The sequence below is a fragment of the Klenkia brasiliensis genome (genome assembly GCF_900100695.1).
Taxonomy (GTDB): Bacteria; Actinomycetota; Actinomycetes; order Mycobacteriales; family Geodermatophilaceae; genus Klenkia; species Klenkia brasiliensis.
Genome location: NZ_FNCF01000006.1, coordinates 273589 through 296458, shown reverse-complemented (window position 1 = coordinate 296458; position 22870 = coordinate 273589). Strand labels below are relative to the sequence as shown.

Below are 22870 nucleotides of genomic sequence, written 5' to 3'. Positions count from 1 at the left end.
AGGATGACGGCGTGACGGCACCGGAACGCGAGACGCTGACCTACGAGATGTTCGGGACGGCGGGCCGCGACCTGGCCCACCAGGTCGCCGACGACGGCTTCGAGCCCGACCTCATCCTGGCCATCGCCCGTGGCGGGCTGTTCCTGGGCGGCGCGCTGGGCTACGCCCTGGACGTGAAGAACCTCTTCGTGATGAACGTCGAGTTCTACACCGGCGTCGACGAGCGGCTGGACCTGCCGGTCATGCTGCCGCCGAACCTGGACCGGGTCGACCTGACCGGCTCCGACGTGCTCATCGCCGACGACGTCGCCGACACCGGCAAGACCCTGGAGCTGGTCCGGGACTTCTGCGCCGGCTACGTCGCCGAGGTGCGCTCGGCGGTGGTCTACGAGAAGCCGCGCTCGGTGGTGAAGTGCGACTACGTCTGGAAGCGCACCGACGCGTGGATCGACTTCCCCTGGTCGGTGCAGCCGCCGGTGGTCAACCGCCGCGGAGGTCTCGCGCACTGACCCGGGGCCACCTGGAAGCGGAACCCGCGCAGTCATTATTCTGGCCGGGTTCGGTGCTCCACCCAGCCGGCCGGTCGACGTCGAGGACGAGGCGCGCGACCCCGCGGCACCGGACCTGAGGCCGTCCCCGCACGTCCGGGGCCGGCCGGACGGCGAGGTACCGGTTGACCCCATCGCAGGCCGCCGACCCCCGGCGCGACCCCGCCGGCGGCGTGGCGGACCAGCTGCTCGGAGTGCTGCTGCGCGACTGCTCCCCCGACGACGTGCAGCGGCTGCTCACCCGTGCCGTCCTGGCCGCGGTCCCGGCCGCCGACGCGGTGTCGGTGACGGTCGCGACGCCGGCCGGCACGACGAGCGCGGCGTGGACCGGGCTGCTGGCGCACGAGCTGGACGAGGCGCAGCGGGTGGCCGGCTCGGGGCCCTGCACCACCGCGGCCCGCACCGCGCAGCCGCAGCTGCTGCCCGACGTCCGCACCGACGACCGCTGGCCGCAGTTCCGGGCGGCCGCCGTGCGGCAGGGTGCGCTCAGCTGCGCGGCGCTGCCGGTGCCGGTCCCGGTCGAGGGGCTCGGGGTGGCGCTGGGCCTCTACGCCTCCGCCGCCGGCGCGCTGACCGAGGAGACCACCGGGCACCTGGACGGCGAGCTGCGCGCGGTGGGCGTCGTGCTGGCCAACGTGGACGAGTTCGCCCGGGCCCGCGCCGAGGTCGACCAGCTGCGCGAGGCGGTGGCGCACCGCGCGGTGATCGAGCAGGCCAAGGGCATGCTCGCGGCGCGCACCGGGGTCACCCCGGAGGAGGCGTTCGACCAGCTGCGGGTGCTGTCCTCGCACACCAACACCAAGGTCCGGGCGCTGGCCCAGCAGGTCGTCTCGCGCACCCTGCCGGAGGAGCTGCTGACCGCGCTGGAGCGCTGACTCAGAGCCGGGTGGAGGCCGTCACGGTGAACCGGGGGTCGCGGGAGAGCTGCCGGGTCGGGCCCACCAGCCGGCGCAGCGCCGCCCGGTGCGGCAGGTGCGAGTTGTAGACGGTGAGCAGCTGCCCGCCCGGGCGCAGCACCCGGCCCGCCGCGGCGAACAGCCGGTCGGCGATCCCCGCGTGCACCGTCGTCCCCTGGTGGAAGGGCGGGTTGCACACCACCAGGTCGACGCTGCCCGGCTCGACGCCCGCCAGGGCGTCGTCCCGGGTCACCTCGACCCGGTCGGCGACGCCGTTGGCCGCCGCGGTGGCCGCCGCCGAGGCGACCGCGGCGGCGGAGGCGTCCGAGGCCAGCACGGAGAAGCCGGCCCGGGCCAGGGCTACGGCGAGCACGCCGGTGCCGCAGCCGAGGTCGACCGCCCTCCCCCCGCCGGGCCCGGCCGGGAGCTGGCGGAGGAGGGCGCGGGTGCCGAGGTCGACCTTGGTGCCGGCGAAGGCGGCGCCGTGGGCCACGACGGTGACCCCGAGGTCGGGGTGCTCGGCCGAGCGGGGGAAGGACGGCGTGCCCGGGCGGGGGCCGGTGGCCACCAGCAGCCGGGACTTCTGCCGGGCCAGGGTGGCGTGCACGTCGGTGAAGGAGTCGCCCAGGACGTCGTTCATCGCCCGGGTCATGTGCTTGACCCGCCCGCCGACGTAGACCGTGACGGAGGGGTCCGCACCCGCCGCGACGACCTCGGCGACCTCGCGCAGCGCGTCCAGCGCCTTGGGCGCCTGCACCAGCACCACCCGCGCACCGGTGGCGTCCAGCTGCGGGAGGACGGTGAACCCGGTGGTGCCGGTGCGCTCGGCGTTGGCGGCCAGCGCCAGCTCGGCCACCCGCAGGTCGGTGTGCGCCCGCACCCCGGTCGCGCCGTGCAGCACGATCGCACCCAGGGTCAGGGCGCCGTGGGTGTCGCCGACGGTGAGCACGCCGTCGGGGTGGACGGCGATCGCGGCGGCCGCCTCGTCCAGCAGCAGCCGGTCGGTGGCGTCGACGGCGACCAGGTCGGGCGCCTCGACGTCGGGGTCACGGCGGAGCTGGTCGAGGAAGGCCACCGCCCCACTCTGCCCGCTCAGCAGATGCCGCCCACCACCGCCTGCCCCTCCCGGGCCGCTGCGGTCAGGAACTCCCGCAGCTGCTGCAGCGCGGGCAGGAGGTAGGCGTGCGCATCACCCTCGGTCCAGCCCGAGGGGTAGACGCCGTCGGCGCCCCAGGCCTGCGGGTCGAAGCGGGTGAGCAGCTGCAGCAGGTCGAGTCCCCGCAGCGCCCGGGCGGCGGCCAGCACCTCGTCGGGCGCGAGCACCCGGGCCGCGCCGTACCCGGCGTCGGCGTCGCCCCCGTCCGGGCCCAGCGGCTCCCCGCCGAAGAAGGCGGCACCGGCCGGGGTGGTCACGTCCCCGATGTCGCCGTTGAGCAGCACGTGGACGCCGCGCCAGGCCTTGTCCAGGTCCACGACGTCCTCGCCGTCGGACTCCAGCAGGTCCCACCAGCGGCCGGGGTCGGCGCGCACGGCGTCCAGCTGGTCCGGGTCCATCCGTACCGCGGTCCAGAGCATGCCCACGCGCGCATGGTGCCCGCCGCGTCGTCCTCCCGCACCGGGGTCCGCCCTCCTGCGCCAGGTCTGGTGCAGGAGGACGGAGTCGGACCGGGGACCCTGGCCGATGCCGGCCCCGCGGGGGTCAGACGCCGGTGAGGCCGACCGGGCAGCTCACGCCGGTGCCGTTGACCGGGCAGTAGCCGTTCGGGACCTTGTACAGGTACTGCTGGTGGTAGTCCTCGGCGTAGTAGAAGTCGCCCAGCGGCAGGATCTCGGTGGTGATCTCGCCGTAGCCCGCGGCGTTCAACCGGGCCTGGTACGCCTCGCGCGAGGCCTCGGCGGCGGCCTTCTGCTCGTCGGTGACGTAGTAGACCGCCGAGCGGTACTGGGTGCCCACGTCGTTGCCCTGCCGCATGCCCTGGGTGGGGTCGTGCTCCTCCCAGAACTCCTTGAGCAGCACGTCGTAGGAGATCTGCGCGGGGTCGAAGACCACCAGCACGACCTCGGTGTGCCCGGTGCGCGCCGAGCAGACCTCCTCGTAGGTGGGGTTCGGGGTGTAGCCGCCGGCGTAGCCGACCGCGGTGGAGTAGACGCCGGGCAGCTGCCAGAAGACCTTCTCCACGCCCCAGAAGCAGCCGGCGCCGAAGACGGCGGTCTGCAGGCCCTCGGGGAAGGGCGGCTTGATCCGGTTGCCGTTGACCGCGTGCAGCTCGGGGACGTGCGGGAGCTCGGCGGACCGGCCCGGGAGGGCGTCCTCGGCGGACACCGGCTGGGTCTTGGCGGCGCGGGAGAAGAACGACATGCCCCGAATGTAGGACCGGCCCGCAACCTGCTCAGTCCAGCTGGAGGGCCCTCGCTGCGGTGTCCAGCGGCGCGGGCCGGCCGAACAGGTAGCCCTGCGCGAACGAGCAGCCCAGCTCGGCCAGCGCCACCTGCTGCACCGGGGTCTCCACGCCCTCGGCGACGACGTCCAGCGACAGGCTGCGGGCCAGCTCGAGGATGGAGGCGACCAGGGTGGTCGCCGAGCCGCCCCGGGCCAGGTCGGTGACGAAGCTGCGGTCGATCTTGACGATGTCGACCGGGAGCCGGCGCAGGTAGGACAAGCTGGAGTAGCCGGTCCCGAAGTCGTCGATGGCGATCCGGACGCCGAGGTCCCGGACGGCCTGCAGGCGGGCGCAGACGGCGTCCACGTCGTCGGCCAGCACGCTCTCGGTGACCTCCAGGACCAGCAGGTGCGCCGGCAACCCGCTCGCCGCCAGGGCCGCCGCGACGACGTCCACGAAGCCCTCGTCGGCCAGCTGCACCGCCGAGACGTTCACCGCGACCCGGCTCGGGCCCGACCCGTCGGCCAGCCCGGCGGCGGCGTCGGCCACCGCGCGGTGCAGCACCCACGCGCCCAGCGCGCCGATGGCGCCGGTCTGCTCGGCGATGGGCACGAACTTCAGCGGCGGCACCGGCCCCCGGGTGGGGTGCCGCCAGCGCAGCAGTGCCTCGTGGCCGTGCACCCGGCCGTCGGGCAGGGTCACGACCGGCTGGTAGTGCAGGGACAGCTGGTCGCCGGCGGCCATCGCGGCGGTGAGGTCCTCGGCCAGCTCGACCCGGTCCAGCACGGCCTCGGCCATCCCGGGCGCGAAGGTGACCACGCGGTTCCGGCCGGTCGCCTTGGCCTGGTACATCGCGACGTCGGCGTTGCGCAGCAGCTCCTCGGCGTCCCGGCCGGTGGCCGTGGCCGTGGTCGCCACCCCGATGCTGGCGGTGACGGTGACCGGGCGGCCGGTCAGCTGCACGGGCACGCGCATCGCGGTCTGCAGCCGGCGGGCGACGTCCGCGGCGTGCACGGCCGGCCCGGGGACCAGGACGGCGAACTCGTCACCGCCCAGGCGCACCACCAGGTCGCCGCTGCGCACCCCGGCACCCAGCCGGCCGGCCACCTCGGCCAGCAGCTGGTCGCCGAAGTGGTGGCCTCGGCTGTCGTTGACGCCCTTGAAGCCGTCCAGGTCGCAGAACAGCACGCTCAGCGGCCCGCCCGCACGGAGCATCCGGCCGGTGGCCTCGGCCAGCCGGCGCCGGTTGCCCAGGCCGGTGAGCGGGTCGGTGCGGGCGGTGTCCTCGGCCAGCTGCCAGGTGCGGTGGTGCACCAGGCAGACCAGCAGGGTGGCCACGACCGGCAGCAGGTCGTAAAGGTCGAGCTCGGCGGGCCCGAAGACGACGATCGCGAAGTCGACGACGGCGACGACGACCGCGGTGGGCACGATGGCCCAGTCCTGGTAGAGCGCGCAGGCGGCGATGGCCAGCAGCATCCAGCTGAAGGACTCCCCCTGGCCGGTGACCGGCACCAGCAGCGCCGCACCGGTGGTGAGGGACAGCGTGGCCAGCACGGTGCGCAGCCGGCTGGGCCAGGTGGCCCGGGTGGCCAGCGCCGCCGGCAGGCCGGTGGCCAGCAGGACCAGGCCCGCGGCACCGCGCCCGTGGTCGAGCGCGCCGGTCAGCAGGGCCAGGCACACCGCCTGCGCGAGCGCGGCACGGGTGATCCACCGGTGCCGCGCCTCCCACTCCGGGGCGGCCAGCGACGAGCCGGTGCGCCAGCCGGCGAGCCACGAGGTCATGGGCTGCATCTCGGCACCACATCGTCCGGAGTGCAGACCCCACCGCGCCGGATCACCCCTTGGGGTGCGGTCGAACCGGACACGGCCCACGATCGAACGGTGCAGGTGACCGATCCCCAGCTCGAGCGTCAGCCCGTCGACGGCGAGACCCGCGGTGTGGCGCTGTTCTGCCACGGCGGCACCGCCGCGAGCCAGGCGCCGCCCAAGGACCGTGCCCTGTCCCTGGTGCGGATGCGCGCCTTCGAGCGGTTCGTCCGCGACGAGCTCGCCGGCCGCGGCGTCGAGACGGCGCTGGTGCGCTACCGGGTCGCCGGCTGGAACGGCGAGGCCGCCGACGCCTACAAGGACGTGCAGTGGGCGATCGAGCAGCTGCGCGCCGAGCACGGCCGCGACGTCCCGGTGGTGCTGGTCGGGCACTCGATGGGCGGGCGGGCCGCGCTCAAGGCCGGCGGCGACCCCCAGGTGACCGCGGTCTGCGCGCTGGCCCCCTGGACCCCGCCCGGCGAGCCGGTGATGCAGCTGCGCGGGCAGACGGTGGCGATCCTGCACGGCCGGGGCGACCGGTGGGTGCCGGCCAAGCTCTCGGCCGACTTCGCCGTCCGCGCGCGCCGGGCCGGGGCGCGGGTCGCCCGGTTCACCCTGCCGGGCGGGCACTCGATGCTCCGCCGGGCCCACACCTGGCACGGCTTCGCCCGCGACGTGGTGCTGGCCGGCACCGGCCTCGAACCGATGCGCGCCGACGTCGCGAACGCTCTCCAGCAGCCCAGCCCGGAGGGCCTCGCCGTTCCGCTGTGACCCTTCTCAGCGGTACCGGGGGGCTCCCCGACTGCCGAGGAGAAGAAGATGTCCGCCGTGCACAACCGACCGACCGCCGCCGTCGTGGGATCCGGGGTCTCCGGGCTCACCGCCGCGCACCTGCTGCAGCGCACCCACGACGTCACGCTCTTCGAGACCGACGGTCGTCTCGGCGGGCACGCGCACACCCACGACGTGGAGACCCCCGACGACCGGGTCATCCCGATCGACACCGGGTTCATCGTGCACAACGAGCGCACCTACCCCAACCTGCTGCGGCTCTTCCGCGAGCTCGGGGTGGCCACCCAGCCCACCGAGATGAGCATGTCGATCGTCTGCGAGGGCTGCGGGCTGGAGTACGCCGGCGCCCGCGGCCTGCCCGGCGTGTTCGCCCAGCGCAAGCAGCTGGCCAACCCGGCCTACCTGCGGATGCTGGTCGAGGTGAAGAAGTTCCACCGCCAGGCCCAGCGGCTGGTGGACCTCGCCGGGGCCGACCACGAGCGCGGCGCCGGGGGCACCGGTGACCTCGACGGGCTGACCCTGGGCGCGTTCCTGACCCTCGGCGGGTACTCGGACTACTTCGTGCGGCACTTCATGGTGCCGGTGGTGTCCTGCGTGTGGTCCTCGGGCACGGGCACCTCGCTGCAGTACCCGGCGCTGTACCTGTTCCGTTTCCTGGCCCACCACGGGATGCTCTCGGTGAGCGGGTCCCCGCAGTGGCGGACGGTCACCGGCGGCTCCCGCGCCTACGTGGAGAAGGCCGCCAAGGGGCTGACCAGCGTGCAGACCGGCACCGGCATCACCGCGCTCACCCGGCACGTGGACGGCGTCGAGCTGGTGGACGCCGACGGCGAGCGGCACGCCGCGGACGTGGTCGTGGTCGCCACCCACCCCGACCAGGCGCTGGCCCTGCTGGCCGACCCGACCGAGGACGAGCGGGCGGTGCTCGGCGCGTTCAGCTACTCCCGCAACGAGACCCTGCTGCACACCGACTCCTCGATCATGCCGGTGGCGGCCCAGGCCCGGTCGTCGTGGAACTACCGGATGCCCGGCTGCGCGGTGGACACGACGTCGGTGCAGGTCACCTACTGGATGAACAAGCTGCACGACGTCGACGAGCCGGTCGACTACCTGGTCTCGCTCAACGCCACCGACCGCATCGACCCCTCGACCGTGCTGCGCCGGATGGTCTACGACCACCCGGAGTACACGCCGACCTCGGTCGCCGCCCAGCGCCGGCTGCCCGAGCTGAACACCGGCCGGACGGCGTTCGCCGGCGCCTACCACGGCTGGGGCTTCCACGAGGACGGCTGCGCGTCGGGCGTGCGCGCCGCGGAGTCCCTCGGCAGCGGCTGGTGACCGCCGTCCGGCCCGGGCTCGTGGACTGGGCGCCGACCACGCTGCCCGCGCTCTACGACGTCCGGGTCGGGCACCGGCGGTCGCACCCGCTGGAGAACGCCTTCTCCTACGGCGGCTACCTGTGGCTGGTCGACCTCGACGACCTGCCCCGGCTGCCGCGCGGCCTGCGCTGGGCGGCCCGGTTCGACGCGGCCGACCACCTGGGTGACCCCGCCGCGTCGATCAAGGAGAACGTGGTGCGGTTCGCCGCGCTGCACGGCGTGGACGACGTCGCCCGCGTGGTGATGATGGCCAACGCCCGCAGCGGCCCGCACGTGTTCAACCCGCTGTCCACGCACTGGTGCTACCGGGCCGACGGGTCGCTGGCCTGCATCGTCGCCGAGGTGCACAACACCTACGGGGAGCGGCACGCCTACCTGCTGCACCCCGACGACGCCGGCCGGGCCGAGGCGGAGAAGGACTTCTACGTCTCCCCGTTCAACACCGTCGACGGCCGGTACCTCATGCGGTTCTCCGGGCCCGGTGAGCAGCTGCACGTGACGATGGCGCTGCAGGTCGGCGGCCGCACGCCGTTCGTGGCCACCCTGCGGGGGCGGGCACGCGCCGCGGGCACCGGGGCCGTCGTCCGTACGATCCTGCGCTGGCCGCTCATGAGCCTGTGGGTGGCCGCGCTCATCCGGTGGCAGGGCATCCGGCTCTGGGCGCGCAGGTTGCCGGTCGTCCCCAGGCCGGCGCACGATCCGCTTCCGGGGGTCGGTACGAACACTCCCCGGCAGAAGTTCCCGGACACGATCGAGGACAGGTCATGACCACGGTGCACCACAACCCGAGCCGGTCCCCGGACGCCCGCTTCCCGGTGCCCCGGCCCGACGAGGCGCACTGGCCGGGACTGGCGACCGCACCCCGCTCGCCCCTGCGCGCGGCGGTCGCCGAGCGGTTGTTCCGGCACGCGGTGTCGACCCTGCCGGTGCGGGTGGAGTTCCCCGACGGCACGGTGCTGGGCGCCGGTGACCGGGAGGCGCCGGTCATGCGCCTGGTGCACCCGGCCAACGTCTTCCACCGGCTCGGCGCCGACGCCAAGATCGGCTTCGGCGAGGCCTACATGACCGGCGACTGGACGACGGGGCCGGGCACCGACCTGGCCGACCTGCTCGCCCCGTTCGCCGCGCGGATGTCCTCGCTGGTCCACCCGGCGTTCCAGCGGCTGCGCCACCTGGTCGAGCGCACCCAGCCGATCGGCGAGGAGAACACCAAGGAGAACAGCCGGCACAACATCAGCCGGCACTACGACCTGTCCAACCAGCTCTTCGAGGCCTTCCTCGACGAGACGATGAGCTACTCGTCGGCCTGGTTCGAGCCCGGCGACTCCTTCGAGGACGCCCAGCGGCGCAAGATCGACGGCGTGCTGGACCTGGCCCGGGTGGGCGAGGGCATGCACGTGCTGGAGATCGGGTCGGGCTGGGGCGGGCTGGCCATCCGGGCCGCGCAGCGCGGCGCCCGGGTCACCACGCTGACCCTGTCCTCCGAGCAGCAGTCCCTGGCCCGCGAGCGCGCCGCCGAGGCGGGCGTGGACCACCTCGTCGACGTCCAGCTGTGCGACTACCGCGACGCCCGCGGCCAGTACGACGCCGTCGTCTCGGTGGAGATGATCGAGGCGGTCGGCGAGAAGTTCTGGGCCACCTACTTCACCGCGCTGGACACCCTGCTGGCCCCCGGCGGCCGGGTCGGCCTGCAGTCGATCACCATGCCGCACGACCGGATGATGGCCACCCGGCGCAGCTACACCTGGATCCACAAGTACGTCTTCCCCGGCGGGATCATCCCCTCGATCCGCTCCATCGAGGACAACCTGTCCGCGCACACCAGCCTGTCGGTGGTCGAGCGCCGCGACCTGGGCCCGCACTACGCGCACACCCTGCACCTGTGGCGCGACCGGTTCCTGGACGCCTGGCCGACCCTGGACGGCGCCTTCGACGGCACGTTCCGCCGGATGTGGGAGTTCTACCTGGCCTACTGCGAGGCCGGCTTCCGCTCGGGCTACCTGGGCGTCAGCCAGCTCGGCCTGGCCAGGAACCCCTTCCCCGCCTGATCCCGGCCGGCTCGGCACGGCTCCTGGGCGTCCCCGTCGGGGACTGCCCAGGATCCGTGCCGGGCTCAGGCGGCCTTGGGGCCGTGCACGACCATCTCGTAGTAGGTCTGCACGTCGGGGGCGCGCATCGTGCTGTCGCACGCGGCGCCGATCGCGCGCTCGATGCCCCGGGAGAGGTGCTGCACGGTGTCGTTGTGGGCGCAGATGTCGAAGGCGACGACGCCCCGGGCGGCCACCATGCGGTCGATGATCGGCTGCAGGGTCGCCCGGAACACCCGGCCGCGGCGGGCGCGCGGGTCGGTCAGGGTGAACCCGAGGTAGAAGATCGCGTCGCGCTGCGCGTGCTCGGGGTGCCGGGCGGCGAAGTAGGCGGGCTCGATCCACGGCACCGACGACAAGTCACCGGTGAAGGTGGTGAGCCCGACCGCCGCGCCGGTCTCGTCGAAGGCCACGTACTTGTCGATCCGCTCGTCGGCCATCTCCTCGGCGAACTCCTCGGCGGTCAGCACGTGCCGGGCCGCCGCGAGCACCCGCAGCGGCTCGAACGCCGCGGTGTAGAGCACGTAGAAGCCGTCGACCAGCTCGGTCGGGACGGTCTGCAGCCGCTCGACCCTCACCGGGCGAACTCCCAGCCGGCCGTCTCGTACGCGGCCACGACGAGTGCGCAGACCGGTTCCTCCGTGCAGGTCACCCCGGTGCGCACCTGCTGCACCGGGCCGAAGGACTCGGGCCGCCCGGCCACGAGGTCTGCCAGGCTCAGGTCGATCAGCTTGGCGACGATCTCCTCGGAGTCGCCCTCGTGCTCGACGAACAGCCCGCCCTCGCCGTCGACCCGCTGGACCCAGCCGATGCCGGCCCAGGCCTGCTCCCCCGGCACCGAGGCGCGCTGCTCGGCGTAGACGCAGTAGAGCCGGTCGCCCCACGCGCCGGCCGGGACCGGGTGGGTGCCCTCGGTGTCCACCGACGTGCGCGGCGGGACGACCGAGGACAACCGGACGAGGTTGAAGTTGGCGACACCTGCGTCGCGCAGCGCGGCGTCGAAGGCCGAGAGCTCCGTGCTGCCGGTCCCGGTCCCGGTGACCACCGGGATCGTGCGGTCGGGCTGGGGGTCCATCGGTCTCCTCGTCACGCGGTCCATCAGGCGTGACGCAACGTAACGAGAGGTCAGGAGCCGGGGGAAGGGCCTCCACGATCGGGTGACGTCGGCGAGGGGACGACCACCCCGGGTGATGAGAGCTGGGTCACCCGGGGTCGTCGGCCCGGGTCACCCGCGCTCGAGCACCACCTTGCCGACGACGCCGCCGGCCTCCACCCGGCGGTGCGCCTCGCGCAGGTTCTCCTCGGTGATGCCGGTGAGGACCGTGGTCGCCGTCGTGCGCAGGGTGCCGGCGTCCACCAGCCGGGCGACCTCGACGAGCAGGTCGTGCTGGTAGGTGTCCTCGGGCCGGTGCAGCGGGCGGGCGAACATGAACTCCCACAGCCAGCCCTGGCTCTTGGGCTTCAGCGGCAGCAGGTCCAGCCCGACCGGGTCGTCGACGGCGACGACGGTGCCGTGCAGCGGCAGCAGCTCGGCGTAGGCCTCGACGTTGCCCTCGGAGTACGCGCTCACGACGTGGTCGACGCCGTCCGGGGCCACGGCGCGGACGGCGGCCACCAGGTCGGCGTGGTCGACCACGTGGTGCGCGCCCATCGCGGTGGCCCACTGCTGCGACTCCGGGCGGGCGGCGGTGGCGACCACGGTGAGGCCGGTCCGGGCGCGGGCGAGCTGGGTGACCATCGAGCCGACCCCGCCGGCGCCGCCGACCACGAGCAGGGTGCCGGTGCTGTCGGCGGTGAGCCCGAGCCGGTCGAAGAGCACCTCCCAGGCGGTGATCGCGGTCAGCGGGAGCGCGGCGGCCTCGGCGTGGGTCAGCGTCGCCGGCTTGGGGCCGGTGATCCGCTCGTCCACGACGTGCAGGCCGGCGTCGGTGCCCGGCCGGGCGATGGAGCCGGCGTGCACCACCTCGTCGCCGACGGCGAACCGGGTGACCTCGGGCCCCGCGGCGACGACCACGCCGGAGGCGTCGAAGCCGAGCACCTTGGGTGCCTCGGCCGGGTCGAAGGACGCCCGGACCTTGACGTCGACCGGGTTGACCGACACCGCCCGGACGTCGACCAGCAGGTCGTGCGGGCCGAGCGGGGGCAGCTCGAGCTCGACGGTGGCGAAGGAGTCGGGGGCCTCGACGGGGCCGGGGCGCAGGGCGGCGATCGCGGTGGTCGTGCGCGTGGAGTCCATGCCCGGAGCCAACGCGACCGGGGCCGGCCCGGCATCCCGACGTGACGGAACGTGACCGTCCGTTCCGGTGAACCAGCCGATCGAGGGACCTGCTCGGCACCGTTCCGTTAGGTAACTTGATGTGGTCGCCCGATGACCAAGCGTGTGCGGAGGTGAGCCGGATGTCTGCATCCCCTCGCCCTGCGCGCCTGTCCCGGGTCGCCCTGCGGACGCTCGCCGTCGCGGGCATGGGCGCCGGCCTCTGGCTGGCCGGCCAGGCCGCCGCCTCCGCCTCGACGGAGCAGCCCGCCGCGGCGCCGCTGCTCGGCGGGGTCGTGCAGCAGGTGGCCGCGCCCGTCGCCCAGGTCGCCGCGCCGGTCGTGCAGGGCGGGGCCGCCGCGGTCGCCTCGTCGGCGACCCAGGTCGTCGCGCCGGTCGTGGTGCCGGTGGCCGCGCCCGTGGCCGCCGGTGCGGCTCCGGTGGTCGCGCCCGTGGCCGCTCCCGTGGTCGCGGTCGCGGCGCCGGTCGTCGCCGTCGCGGCTCCCGCCGTCGACGCCGCGGCCCACCCCGTCGCGGCCGCCGTCGTGCCGCTGACCAGCGCACTCTCCCCCGTGACCGGCGAGCTCACCCCCGTGGTGGGTGCCCTCTCGCCCGTCACCGGCACGCCCTCCCCGGCCCTGCAGGCGCTGTCCCCGGCTCTGGAGGCCCTGGCACCGCTCACCGGTTCCCTGACCCCCGCCGTGGATGCGCTCTCCCCGGTGACCGGCGTGCTCGGCCCCGTCACGGGCGTGCTCACCCCGGTGACGGGCGTGCTCGCCCCGGCCCCCGTCGGGGCCGGGTCCGCCGGCCTGGACGGTGAGCTGCTCCTGGGCGCGCCGGGTGCGCAGGCCCCTGCCGCCGACGCCCCGGCCGGGTGGACCTCCGCCACCGGTGCGGACGCCGGCTCCGGCACGGACGACGTCGCGCCGGTCGCCCCGACCTCCCCGCTCCCCGGGCTGCCCCTGACCCCGGCCCCGGTCCCCTCCGGCCCCACCGGCACCGCCGGTGGCCCGGCCTCCCCCGACCAGGCGGCCGACCTGTCCGCCGTCGTCGGGCCCACCAGCCCCGCCGCGGCCGTCGCGGCGGCCCTGGCCGCCCGGGACGCCCTGGCCGGCCCCGCGTTCGACCCCTCCTTCTCCCCCGACTGACGGGACGCCCCGCTCGGCCTCTGCGCGCCGAGCCCGGCACTCCCCGGCCCGCCCACCGGACGGGACCGGTCCCTCACTCGGAACCTCGAAGGAGCACTGCCATGAACGTGTGGATGAAGCGCGGCCTGCAGACGGCCCTGCTGACCGGTGGCCTGGTGGCCCTCGGCAGCGGGATCGCCTCGGCCAGCGACGGCCTCGACGTCACCGTCCCGGTGACCGTCAGCGGCAACTCGGTCGCCCTGCTCGGCGACGCAGCCGGCACCGGCACCGGCACCGCGATCCCCGACGCCACCCTGGGCCTGGACGCCGGCGCGCTGGGCGTCTCGGTGCCGATCACCGTCAGCGGGAACGCGGTGGGCGTCCTGGGCGACGGCACCGCCCACGCCGGCACGCCGGCACCGGCCCCCGCCGCGGACGGCGGCGGGGTCGACGTCACCCTGCCGGTGACCGTCACCGGCAACGCGGTCGGCGTCCTCGGCGACGCCTCCGCGAGCGGCACGACCACCCCGGCCCCGGGCGGGGACGGCGGCGGGATCGACGTCGACGTCCCCGTGACCGCCTGCGGCATCGGGGTCGGCGTCCTGGGCGACGCGGCCGGCACCTGCACCACCCCGGCGCCGGCTCCCGACGACCGGTCCGGCGGGGTCGACGTCGACGTCCCCGTGCTGGTCGGCGGGAACGGCGTCGGCGGCCTCGGTGGCACGGGGACCGGCACCGTCGGGACCGGGACGGGCTCGGGCTACGGCGCGGGTTCCGGGTCCGGGTCGGGCATCGACGTGGACGTCCCGGTGACGGCCTGCGGCAACGGCGTCGGCCTGCTCGGCGACGCGGCCGGCGAGTGCGCCCTCCCCGGCACCGGCACCCCCGGCACCGGCACCCCGGGCACCGGGGGCCCCGGCGGTCCGGGCGTGGACGTCGACGTCCCGGTGACCGTCTGCGGCAACGGGATCGGCCTGCTGGGCTCCGGCTCGGCGACCTGCGGCCCGACCACCACCCCGCCCACCACCGAGGAGCCGCCGGTCGTCGGCGACCCCGAGCCGCCGGTGGTGGACGACCCGCACGGCCCGCAGCAGCCGGTCGACGGTGCGCACCCGGTCGTCGACCGCGTCGCGCCCGTGCTGACCGGCTCGGCGGCGCACCGGGCGTCCGACCAGGCGACCCAGCAGGCGTCGGCCGGCACGCTGGCCTACACCGGCAGCGACCTGGGCGTCCTCCTGCTGGCAGGGCTGCTGGCCCTGGCGGCCGGCGCGGGCCTGCTGCACACCGCACGCCGCGCCCGCTGACGCGGCCGCACCGGCCCGGTCACCCCTCGGTGGCCGGGCCGGTGCCCCACGTGGATCACCGCGGGCGGATCAGCGCTCCCCGAGCTCCACGGTCATCTGCACCTCGTACCGCTCGCCGTGGTAGGTCGAGATGTCGTGCTCCACGGGCCGCCCGCGGCTCCAGGAGACCCGGTCGAACACCAGCACCGGCCGACCCGGGGCCAGCCCGAGGTGCACCCCGGTGGCCCGGTCGACCTCCGCCGCGCGCACCGTCTGCTCGGCGCGGTCGATCGGGCAGCCGTACTCCTGCGCCAGCAGGGTGTACAGCGACCCGGACAGGTCGCGGTCCCCCAGGTCGGGCAGCAGGTCGGCCACGTACCAGCCGTCGTCGATCGACATCGGCTGCCCGTCGGCCAGCCGCACCCGGCGGACGTGCCAGGCCGGCGCCCCGGCCGGCAGGTCCAGCGCCCGGCGGGTGGCCGGCGGCGGCACCGCCCGGTCCACCGAGAGCACCACGGTGGACGGCGTCAGCCCCAGCCGCCGCATGTCCTCGTGGAAGGAGGCCAGGTGCAGCTTCGACCGCGCCTTGCGCTCGGCGACGAAGGTGCCCTTGCCGCGCACCCGGACCAGCACGCCCTCGCTGACCAGCTGGCCGATGGCCTCCCGCACGGTGATCCGGCTGACCCCGTGCTCCACGCACAGCTGCCGCTCCCCCGGCAGCGGCGAACCCGCCGGCAGCCGGGTGGCCAGCTCGGTCAACCGGGCCCGCAGCTGCTCGTGCTTGGGCACCAGCCCGTCGACGATCAGCGGCTCGGGCACGGCGCTCATGGTGTCACCAGCCCTGCTCGGCCAGCTTGTGCGCCAGCACGTACCGGTAGTAGGACGCCCGGGTGAGCCGGGACCCGGCCGCCTCGTCGACCACGACGGTGACGTGCGGGTGCAGCTGCAGCACCGACCCCGGGCACGACGCGCTCAGCGGGCCCTCCACGGCCTCGGCGACCGCGGCGGCCTTCGCGCCGCCGGTGGCGACCAGCACCAGGTGCTGGGCGTCGCGGATGGTGCCCAGGCCCTGGGTGATGACGTGCCGGGGCACCGCCTCGACGTCGCCGCCGAAGAACCGGGCGTTGTCGGTGCGGGTCCGCTCGGTGAGGGTCTTGACCCGGGTCCGGCTGACCAGCGAGGAGCCGGGCTCGTTGAACCCGACGTGCCCGTTCGCGCCGATGCCGAGCACCTGGACGGCGACCGGCCCGGCCGCCCGCAGCCGGGCCTCGTAGTCCAGCGCGGCCCGCAGCGGGTCGGCCGCCGAGCCGTCGGGGCCGTGCGCGGTGATGCCGAGCTCGTCGGTGATCTCCCGCCGGATGACCTCCCGGTAGGACTCCGGGTGGCCCGCCGGCAGGCCCACGTACTCGTCGAGCAGGTAGCCGGTGACGCCCTCGGTGGGGAAGGTCCCGGCCCGGTGCCGGGCGAGCAGCTCCCGGTAGGCCAGCAGCGGCGAGGACCCGGTGGCCAGGCCCAGCGCGACCGGCCCGTCGGCCCGCGCGGCGGCGACCGAGCCGGCCACGGCGTCGGCGACCACGCGCGCGCAGTCCTCGGGGGAGGGCAGCAGCACGACCTCCACGTCTCACACCTCCAGGGGGCGGCCCGCGGCGAGGACCGCGACGGGCTCGAGCTCGGCATCGGTGACCAGGACGTCGGCCCGGGCGCCGGGGACCAGCCGGCCGGCACCGGTGCGGCCGAGCAGGTCGGCCGGGGTCTGCGTCGCGGCGCGGACGGCGTCGGCCAGCGGCACCCCGGCGGCCACGGTGCTGCGGACGACGTCCACCAGCCGCGCGGTGCCGCCGGCGACGGCGCCGCCGGTCGTCAGCCGGGCCACCCGGTCGCGCACGGTGACCGGGAGGGCGCCGAGCCGGTAGTCGCCGTCGGGCATGCCGGCGGCGGCCATGGCATCGCTGACCAGCGCGACCTGCGCCGGGCCGACCAGGTCGAACACCATGGCCACGGTCTCCGGCGCCAGGTGCACGCCGTCGGCGACCAGCTCCACGACCAGCTCGCCCCGGCCGGCGGCGGCCAGGCACGCGGCGACCGGGCCGGGCGCGCGGGACAGCATCGGCGGCATCCCGTTGAACAGGTGGGTGGCCGACACCCGCCCGGTCGCGGCGGCCGCGCGCAGCGCCTCGGCGGTGCGGGCGGCGGTGGCGTCGGTGTGGCCGAAGCTGGGCAGCACGCCGCGTGCGCGGCAGACCTCGACCAGCTCGTCGGCGTGCGCGGTCTCCGGCGCCAGGGTCACCGACACGACCCCGCCCCCGGCCAGCAGCTCCTCGAGCAGCCGCGGGTCGCCGGGCAGCAGGGCGGTCGGGTCCTGCGCGCCGCAGCGGGCCTCCGCGAGGAACGGGCCCTCCAGGTGCACCCCGGCCAGCTCGCCGGCGTCGACCAGCGGCCGGAGCAGGTCCAGCCGCCGGTGCAGGTGCTCGGCCGGCGCGGAGACCAGGCTGGCGACCAGCGTCGTCGTCCCGTGGTGGCGGTGGTGCCCGGCGGCGGCGCGGACGGCGGGCAGGTCGTCGTCCGGGAACCCGCCGCCGGCGCCGCCGTGGCAGTGCAGGTCGACCAGGCCGGGCAGCAGCAGCCGGTCGGGGGCGGCCGGCGGCAGGTCACCGGTGAAGCCGGCGGCCGGCCCGGCGTAGCCGACCCGGTCGTCGACGACGGCGACCACGCCGTCGTCGACGACCGACCCGCCGGTGACCAGCCGGCCGCGCAGGACGGTCAGGACGTCGTCCGGTCGTCGGCCATCCCCGTGGCGGTGGTGGCCGCCGCGGTGCTGGTGACCGTCGCGGGGGTGGCGGCGGGGGCAGCGGCGTCGTCGGTGCTGGCGACCACGGCCTCGGCGTCCTCCTCGCGACCCGGGGTCTTGAGGTTCCACCTGCGGATCACGAAGCGGAACAGCACGTAGTACACCGCCGCGTAGGCCAGCCCGATCGGGATGATCAGCAGCGGCCTGGTGGCCTGGGTGAAGTTGAGCGCGTAGTCGAAGAACCCGGCGGAGAAGGTGAACCCGTCGTGGATGCCGAGCGCGTTGGTCAGCGCCAGCGAGGTGCCGGTGAGCACCGCGTGGATGAGGTACAGCGGCCACGCGACGAACAGGAAGGAGAACTCCAGCGGCTCGGTGATCCCGGTGAGGAACGCGGTCAGCGCGGTGGACAGCATGATGCCGCCGACCACCTTGCGCTGCTCGGGCCTGGCCTCGTGCCAGATGGCGATGGCGGCGGCGGGCAGCGCGAACATCATGATCGGGAAGAAGCCGGTCATGAACGTCCCGGCGGACGGGTCGCCGGCGAAGAACCGGTTGAGGTCGCCGGTGGCGCCGTCGTAGTCGCCGATGACGAACCAGACGACCGAGTTGAGGATGTGGTGCAGGCCCAGCGGGATGAGCAGGCGGTTGACGGTGCCGAAGATCCCGCCGCCGACCACGGCGTTGGCGTCCACGGCCTCGCCCAGGTGGGTCAGACCGGTGTTGAAGGCGCTGTAGACCAACGACAGGAGGACGCCGACCACGATCATGACCAGCGAGGTGATGATCGGGACGAACCGCCGGCCGCCGAAGAAGGCCAGGTAGGTGGGCAGCTTGATCCGGTAGAACCGCTGCCAGAGCACCGCGGCGATCAGCCCGGTCACGACGCCGCCGAGCACGCTGTAGTTGATGAGCTCCTGGGTCTCCCCGTCGGCCGCGGCACCCAGCATGATCGGGCTCATGGCCTTGAACACGCCCTGGAGCACCAGGTAGCCGACGACCGCGGCCAGCGCGGTGGAGCCGTCGGCCTTCTTCGCCCAGCCGATGGCGATGCCGACGGCGAACAGCAGCGGCAGGTTGTCGAACAGCGCGCCGCCGGCACCGGCCAGCACCGACGCGGTGCCCTCGAGCCAGCCGAAGGAGCCCAGCATGTCGGGCTGGCCCAGCCGCAGCAGCAGACCGGCGGCGGGCAGCGCCGCGATGGGCAGCATGAGGCTGCGGCCGAGGCGCTGCAGGCCGCCGAGGCCCTTCACCCCGCTGGGAGGGGCGTTGAGGAAGCTCATCGGTTCATCTCCTGGTTCCGTGGTGGACTGCCAGCCGGTACGGTCCGGTCATGACCAGTTGACCGGGAGGATGGCGAACCTGTTCGCTCCCTGTCAACCACCCCGTACCGGACCTGGAGGAGCAGTCGTGGACAAGGCACAGCAGATCGTCGCCGGGCTGGGTGGCGCCCAGAACATCGAGGACGTCGAGGGCTGCATCACCCGGCTGCGCACCGAGGTCCGCGACGCCTCGCTGGTCGACCAGGCCGTGCTCAAGGCGGCCGGCGCGCACGGCGTGCTGGTGTCGGGCACCGTCGTCCAGGTGGTGGTCGGTCCCGAGGCCGACTCCCTCGCCGACGACGTCAACGACCTGCTGTGAGCCTGCGGGTCCAGGCGCCGTTCGACGGGGTGCTGCTGTCGATCGAGCAGGTCCCCGACCCGGTGTTCGCCGCCTCCATGGTGGGCGCCGGCGTGGGCGTCGAGCCCGCCGAGGGGGCCGGCGCGGTCGACGTCGTGGCGCCGGTGTCCGGGCGGCTGCTCAAGGTGCACCCGCACGCGTTCATCGTGCTGACGGCCGAGGGCCGCGGCGTGCTGGTGCACGTCGGCATCGACACGGTGAAGCTGGACGGCGCACCGTTCACCCTGCACGTCACCGAGGGCGACGAGGTGTCCGCCGGGGACCGCGTGGTGACGGTGGACGTCGCCGCGGTGCGGGCGGCCGGCCTGTCCCCGGTGAGCCCGGTGGTCGTCATGGACGCCGCCGCCGACACCGTGCCCGAGGTCGCCGCCGGCACCCGGGTGACCGCCGGGGACGACCTGTTCACCTGGCCGCGCTGACCCCACCCGGCCCGCGCGGCTAGCGTCGGGCCGTGCGTGGACGGGGTGCGGTCTGGCTGGTCGTGTGGGTCTTCACCGTGGTCATGCTGGGCGGCACGGTGCCGGCGCCGCTCTACCCCTTCTACGTGCGGTCGCTGGACCTGTCGGAGCTGCAGGTCACCGTCGTGTTCGCCGCCTACGCCGTGGGCACGCTGACCGCGCTGCTGCTCGGTGGCGGGCTGTCCGACCGGGTCGGCCGCCGTCCGGTGCTCGCCCTGGCCGTGGGCACCGCGGTGGTCTCCACGCTGGTCTTCCTGCTCGCCCCGACCCTGCCGGGGCTGCTGGTCGCCCGGGTGCTGTCCGGGCTGTCGGTCGGGCTGACCACGGGGACGGCGACGGCGGCCATCGCCGAGCTGCACCCCGACCGCCGGACGGCGACCACCCTGGCCACCGTCGCCAACATGGGCGGTCTGGGCCTCGGGCCGGTCGTGTCCGGGGTCGTCGCCCAGCACCTGCCCGGCCCGACGGTCGCCCCCTACCTGACCTTCCTGGTCCTGCTGCTGCCGGTGCTGGCCCTCGGGACGGTGCCGGAGACCCGACCGCGCGCCGGTGGGCTGGCCGGCGCCGTGCGGCCGCAGCGGCTGTCGGTCCCGCGCGCCACCCGGTCGCGCTTCGCCGCCGCGGCGGTGGGCGGGTTCGCGGCCTTCGCCGTCCTGGGCCTGTTCACCTCGCTGACGTCCTCGTTCCTCGGCCAGGAGCTCGGGGACCCCGGCCCGCAGCTGGTCGGCCTGTCCGTCGCGGTCATGTTCGCCGCCGCGGTGGGCTGCCAGCTGCTGGTGCAGCGCTGGGACCCCGACCGGGCCGCCCTGGTCGGTGCGGGACTGCTGCCGACCGGCACCGCGCTGGTCGTCGTGGCACTGGCGGTCGGGTCGCTCCCGCTGTTCCTGCTCGCCGCCGTCGTCGGGGGTGCCGGGGTCGGGTTCAGCTTCCAGTCCGCCGTCGCCCGCGTGGGCGGGCTGGCCTCCCCCGACGAGCGGGCGGCGGTGACCTCGAGCTTCTTCGTCGTGGCCTACCTCGGCATCACCGTGCCGGTGGTCGGGGTCGGCGAGATCGCCACCGCGACGTCGCTGACGACCGCCGCGGTGGCGCTCGCCGCCCTGGTGCTGGTGCTGTCGGCCGGGGCGGCGGTGCTCACCCGGCGGCACCCCACCCCGACGGCAGCGGTCAGCTGAACAGGGCGCTGTACCCGTTGAGGGCGGGCTGGCCGCCGAGGTGGGCGTACAGCACCGTCGCGTCGCGGGCGACCTCGCCGCTGCGCACCAGCTCGATGGTCGCGGCCATCGACTTCCCCTCGTAGACCGGGTCGGTGACCATGCCCTCGGTGCGGGCCGCGGTCTCCATCGCGCGCAGGGTGGTGTCGTCCGGGATCCCGTACACGCCGGCGTGGAAGCGCTCGTCGAGCTCGACGTCGTCCAGGGTGAGCTCGCGCTGCACGCCGATGGCGGCCGCGGTGCGCTGGGCGATCCGCAGCACCTGGTCGCGGGTCTCCGCGGGCCTGGCCGAGGCGTCGACGCCCAGCACCCGCCGCGGGCGCGCGCCGTCCTCCTCCAGCTTCGCGAACCCGGCCACCATGCCGGCCTGGGTGGACCCGGTCACCGAGCAGACCACGACGGTGTCGAAGAAGACGCCCAGCGCCTCCTCCTGCTCGGCCACCTCGTGGGCCCAGCGGGCGAAGCCGTGGCCGCCGAGCGGGTGGTCCGAGGCGCCGGCCGGGATGGCGTAGGGCTTGCCGCCACGGGCCTCGATCTCGGCCAGCGCGGTCTCCCACGACTCCTTGAACCCGATGCCGAACCCGGCCTTGACCAGCCGGACGTCGGCCCCCGCCAGCCGGCTGATCAGGATGTTGCCGACCTTGTCGTAGACCGCGTCGGGCCAGTCGACCCAGCTCTCCTGCACGAGCACGCAGTCCAGGCCCAGGTGCGCGGCGACCGCGGCGACCTGGCGGGTGTGGTTGCTCTGCACGCCGCCGATGGAGACCAGGGTGTCGCAGCCCTGGGCGAGGGCGTCGGCGACCAGGTACTCCAGCTTGCGGGTCTTGTTGCCGCCGTAGGCGATGCCGGAGTTGCAGTCCTCGCGCTTGGCCCAGACCGCGGCGCCGCCGAGGTGCTCGGTCAGCCGGTCGAGCCGGTGCACCGGCGAGGGCCCGAACAGCAGCGGGGTGCGGGGGAAGTCGGCCAGGGTGGTCACGGGTTCTCCTCGGTCAGCTCGGACAGCAGCGCCGTCCAGATGGCGGTGGTCGTGCGGACGGCGGCCTCGACGTCCCGGTGCTCGCAGGCGGTGATCAGCCGGTCGTGCAGGTCGACGGAGTCCGCGCCGTGGGCGGCGCCGAAGCGCAGCCGCTCCAGCCGGCGGACCAGCGGGGTGAACCGGTCGACGGTGGCCCGCACGGCGCCGTTGCCGGCCCGGTCGACCAGCACGTCGTGCAGCTCGTCGTCGCAGGCCAGCGCGGTGTCGACGTCCCCGGCGGCGACGGCGGCCGCGAACCGGGCGTTGGCGTCCCGCATCGCGGCCAGGTCCTCGGCGGTGACCCGGGGGACGCCGGTCGCCACCGCCAGCTCGTGCATCGCGCGGACGACGACGGCGGCGTCGTGCACCACCGAGGGGACGACGGCGGTGACCCGGGTGTGGCTCTGCGGCTTGGACTCCACCAGCCCCTCGTCGGCCAGCCGCGCCAGCGCCATCCGCACGGGGGCCACCGACAGCCCCAGGCGGCCGGCCAGCTCGGCGTCCTTGACGACGCCGCCGGGCGGCAGCTCGCCGCTGACGATCGCCTCGCGCAGCAGGGCCGCGGCACGGTCGCGGAGCAGCACCCGTTCCACGACTGACATCTAAGATGTCAGTTGCCGGTCACGTCAAGGGGTCACCCGGCAGCCGGGACCACAGCAGCTCGTCGTGCCGCAGCCCGTCGCCGTACCGGTAGGCCTGCCGGAGCCGGCCCTCCAGCACGAAACCCGCCCGCTCGGCGACCCGGCCGGACGCGGTGTTCTCCACCGCGTGCGCCAGCTCGACCCGCTCCAGCCCGAGCTCGGCGAAGGCCCAGCGCACGGTCGCGTCCACCACCCGCGGCGCGACCCGGCGCCCCCGGGCGGCGGGCACCACCCAGTAGCCGATCTCGGCCCCGCCGTCGTGGATCGAGTGCAGCGACACCGACCCCAGCAGCACCCCGCCGGCGTCGACCACGGCGCGGGAGACGTGGTCCTCGCCCTCGCTGCGCCGGGCCAGCCACACCGCGGCCTCCTGGCGGGACCGCGCCCCGCTGCCGTTCCACAGCCGGATGGCCGGGTCCTGCAGGGCTGCCCAGACCGCGTCGAGGTCGGTCGGGAGCCAGGGCCGGACGACGAGCTCGTCGAGGACCAGACGCATGCCGGGCATCCTCCCGCCTCGGCTACGTTCC

The 22870-nt window shown here is 75.1% G+C and carries 25 protein-coding genes; 11 read left to right on the top strand and 14 right to left on the bottom strand.

What is annotated here, in order from left to right; genetic code table 11:
• The first annotated feature begins 11 nt into the window (after nt 1-11).
• Nucleotides 12-509 carry a phosphoribosyltransferase gene (locus BLT39_RS18410; RefSeq protein WP_242658536.1) on the top strand — a complete coding sequence of 166 codons (498 nt, stop codon included), beginning with the start codon at nt 12-14 and terminating at the stop codon, nt 507-509.
• 164 nt (nt 510-673) lie between these two features.
• Nucleotides 674-1423 carry a GAF and ANTAR domain-containing protein gene (locus tag BLT39_RS18405; protein ID WP_091067112.1) on the top strand — a complete coding sequence of 250 codons (750 nt, stop codon included), beginning with the start codon at nt 674-676 and terminating at the stop codon, nt 1421-1423.
• Between the two features lies 1 nt (nt 1424).
• On the opposite strand, the gene BLT39_RS18400 is transcribed toward BLT39_RS18405, so the two are convergent.
• From BLT39_RS18400 to BLT39_RS18385, 4 genes are all read right to left on the bottom strand, one after another.
• Complete coding sequence (locus tag BLT39_RS18400; RefSeq protein ID WP_207508127.1) at nt 1425-2519, bottom strand: class I SAM-dependent methyltransferase; 1095 nt, start codon at nt 2517-2519, stop codon at nt 1425-1427.
• A gap of 17 nt (nt 2520-2536) precedes the next feature.
• Nucleotides 2537-3019, bottom strand: coding sequence for a YfbM family protein (locus BLT39_RS18395; RefSeq protein ID WP_242658545.1), 483 nt, complete (start codon nt 3017-3019; stop codon nt 2537-2539).
• Nucleotides 3020-3143: 124 nt separating this feature from the next.
• The gene (gene msrA / locus BLT39_RS18390) at nt 3144-3803 is read right to left on the bottom strand and encodes a peptide-methionine (S)-S-oxide reductase MsrA (protein WP_091067102.1); all 660 of its coding nucleotides are present in this window, start codon (nt 3801-3803) and stop codon (nt 3144-3146) included.
• Between the two features lie 31 nt (nt 3804-3834).
• On the bottom strand, nt 3835-5607 hold the full coding sequence (locus tag BLT39_RS18385; RefSeq protein WP_165640317.1) for a putative bifunctional diguanylate cyclase/phosphodiesterase: 1773 nt from the start codon (nt 5605-5607) through the stop codon (nt 3835-3837).
• A gap of 105 nt (nt 5608-5712) precedes the next feature.
• Between BLT39_RS18385 and BLT39_RS18380 the strand changes: the two genes are divergently transcribed.
• The 4 genes from BLT39_RS18380 to BLT39_RS18365 are packed head-to-tail and all read left to right on the top strand — an operon-like array spanning nt 5713 to nt 9850.
• Complete coding sequence (locus BLT39_RS18380; protein ID WP_091067449.1) at nt 5713-6402, top strand: alpha/beta hydrolase; 690 nt, start codon at nt 5713-5715, stop codon at nt 6400-6402.
• 48 nt (nt 6403-6450) lie between these two features.
• Nucleotides 6451-7761, top strand: a complete 1311-nt coding sequence (locus BLT39_RS18375; RefSeq protein WP_091067095.1) for an NAD(P)/FAD-dependent oxidoreductase — start codon at nt 6451-6453, stop codon at nt 7759-7761.
• Nucleotides 7758-8570: a DUF1365 domain-containing protein gene (locus BLT39_RS18370; protein WP_207508124.1), complete on the top strand. Its 813-nt coding sequence runs from the start codon at nt 7758-7760 to the stop codon at nt 8568-8570. The genes BLT39_RS18375 and BLT39_RS18370 overlap by 4 nt, the downstream gene beginning before the upstream one ends.
• Nucleotides 8567-9850 (top strand): SAM-dependent methyltransferase, encoded by a 1284-nt coding sequence (locus BLT39_RS18365; protein ID WP_091067092.1) that lies wholly within the window; start codon nt 8567-8569, stop codon nt 9848-9850. Before BLT39_RS18370 ends, BLT39_RS18365 begins: the two co-directional genes overlap by 4 nt.
• Before the next feature lie 65 nt (nt 9851-9915).
• Here the strand turns inward: BLT39_RS18365 and BLT39_RS18360 are convergent, their stop codons facing one another.
• From BLT39_RS18360 to BLT39_RS18350, 3 genes are all read right to left on the bottom strand, one after another.
• Nucleotides 9916-10467: a hypothetical protein gene (locus BLT39_RS18360; protein WP_091067088.1), complete on the bottom strand. Its 552-nt coding sequence runs from the start codon at nt 10465-10467 to the stop codon at nt 9916-9918.
• A complete protein-coding gene (locus tag BLT39_RS18355; protein ID WP_091067084.1) occupies nt 10464-10964 on the bottom strand; it encodes a pyruvoyl-dependent arginine decarboxylase in 501 nt (166 codons plus the stop codon). Before BLT39_RS18355 ends, BLT39_RS18360 begins: the two co-directional genes overlap by 4 nt.
• A 150-nt stretch (nt 10965-11114) precedes the next feature.
• Nucleotides 11115-12125 (bottom strand): zinc-binding alcohol dehydrogenase family protein, encoded by a 1011-nt coding sequence (locus BLT39_RS18350; protein WP_091067079.1) that lies wholly within the window; start codon nt 12123-12125, stop codon nt 11115-11117.
• 161 nt (nt 12126-12286) lie between these two features.
• Here BLT39_RS18350 and BLT39_RS18345 point away from each other — a divergent pair, with 161 nt between their 5' ends.
• Together BLT39_RS18345 and BLT39_RS18340 are read left to right on the top strand one after the other, a co-directional pair.
• Complete coding sequence (locus tag BLT39_RS18345) at nt 12287-13291, top strand: hypothetical protein (RefSeq protein WP_131801514.1); 1005 nt, start codon at nt 12287-12289, stop codon at nt 13289-13291.
• 101 nt (nt 13292-13392) lie between these two features.
• Entirely contained in the window at nt 13393-14574 is a 1182-nt protein-coding gene (locus tag BLT39_RS18340) for a hypothetical protein (RefSeq protein ID WP_091067074.1), read from the top strand.
• 69 nt (nt 14575-14643) lie between these two features.
• On the opposite strand, the gene BLT39_RS18335 is transcribed toward BLT39_RS18340, so the two are convergent.
• Genes BLT39_RS18335 through BLT39_RS18320 form a run of 4 tightly spaced genes read right to left on the bottom strand, consistent with a single transcriptional unit; the run spans nt 14644 to nt 18621 of the window.
• Nucleotides 14644-15381: a GntR family transcriptional regulator gene (locus tag BLT39_RS18335; protein ID WP_091067071.1), complete on the bottom strand. Its 738-nt coding sequence runs from the start codon at nt 15379-15381 to the stop codon at nt 14644-14646.
• Nucleotides 15382-15385: 4 nt separating this feature from the next.
• Nucleotides 15386-16171, bottom strand: a complete 786-nt coding sequence (locus BLT39_RS18330) for a glucosamine-6-phosphate deaminase (RefSeq protein ID WP_091067068.1) — start codon at nt 16169-16171, stop codon at nt 15386-15388.
• A gap of 3 nt (nt 16172-16174) precedes the next feature.
• Nucleotides 16175-17263, bottom strand: coding sequence for an N-acetylglucosamine-6-phosphate deacetylase (locus BLT39_RS18325; protein ID WP_207508122.1), 1089 nt, complete (start codon nt 17261-17263; stop codon nt 16175-16177).
• A gap of 50 nt (nt 17264-17313) precedes the next feature.
• Nucleotides 17314-18621, bottom strand: a complete 1308-nt coding sequence (locus BLT39_RS18320) for a PTS transporter subunit EIIC (protein ID WP_091067065.1) — start codon at nt 18619-18621, stop codon at nt 17314-17316.
• On the opposite strand from BLT39_RS18320, the gene BLT39_RS18315 reads away from it, so the two are divergent.
• Genes BLT39_RS18315 through BLT39_RS18305 form a run of 3 tightly spaced genes read left to right on the top strand, consistent with a single transcriptional unit; the run spans nt 18539 to nt 20648 of the window.
• Nucleotides 18539-18979: a PTS sugar transporter subunit IIB gene (locus tag BLT39_RS18315; RefSeq protein ID WP_423221492.1), complete on the top strand. Its 441-nt coding sequence runs from the start codon at nt 18539-18541 to the stop codon at nt 18977-18979. The two genes, BLT39_RS18320 and BLT39_RS18315, sit on opposite strands and share 83 nt — an antisense overlap.
• Nucleotides 18976-19437, top strand: coding sequence for a PTS sugar transporter subunit IIA (locus BLT39_RS18310; RefSeq protein ID WP_091067060.1), 462 nt, complete (start codon nt 18976-18978; stop codon nt 19435-19437). The genes BLT39_RS18315 and BLT39_RS18310 overlap by 4 nt, the downstream gene beginning before the upstream one ends.
• 32 nt (nt 19438-19469) lie before the next feature.
• Entirely contained in the window at nt 19470-20648 is a 1179-nt protein-coding gene (locus BLT39_RS18305) for an MFS transporter (protein WP_131801513.1), read from the top strand.
• Here BLT39_RS18305 and BLT39_RS18300 read toward each other — a convergent pair.
• The 3 genes from BLT39_RS18300 to BLT39_RS18290 are packed head-to-tail and all read right to left on the bottom strand — an operon-like array spanning nt 20641 to nt 22839.
• Nucleotides 20641-21663: a 1-aminocyclopropane-1-carboxylate deaminase gene (locus BLT39_RS18300; protein WP_091067054.1), complete on the bottom strand. Its 1023-nt coding sequence runs from the start codon at nt 21661-21663 to the stop codon at nt 20641-20643. The two genes, BLT39_RS18305 and BLT39_RS18300, sit on opposite strands and share 8 nt — an antisense overlap.
• A complete protein-coding gene (locus BLT39_RS18295) occupies nt 21660-22304 on the bottom strand; it encodes a GntR family transcriptional regulator (protein WP_091067049.1) in 645 nt (214 codons plus the stop codon). Before BLT39_RS18295 ends, BLT39_RS18300 begins: the two co-directional genes overlap by 4 nt.
• A gap of 19 nt (nt 22305-22323) precedes the next feature.
• Nucleotides 22324-22839, bottom strand: a complete 516-nt coding sequence (locus BLT39_RS18290) for a GNAT family N-acetyltransferase (RefSeq protein ID WP_242658534.1) — start codon at nt 22837-22839, stop codon at nt 22324-22326.
• Between the last annotated feature and the right edge of the window lie 31 nt (nt 22840-22870).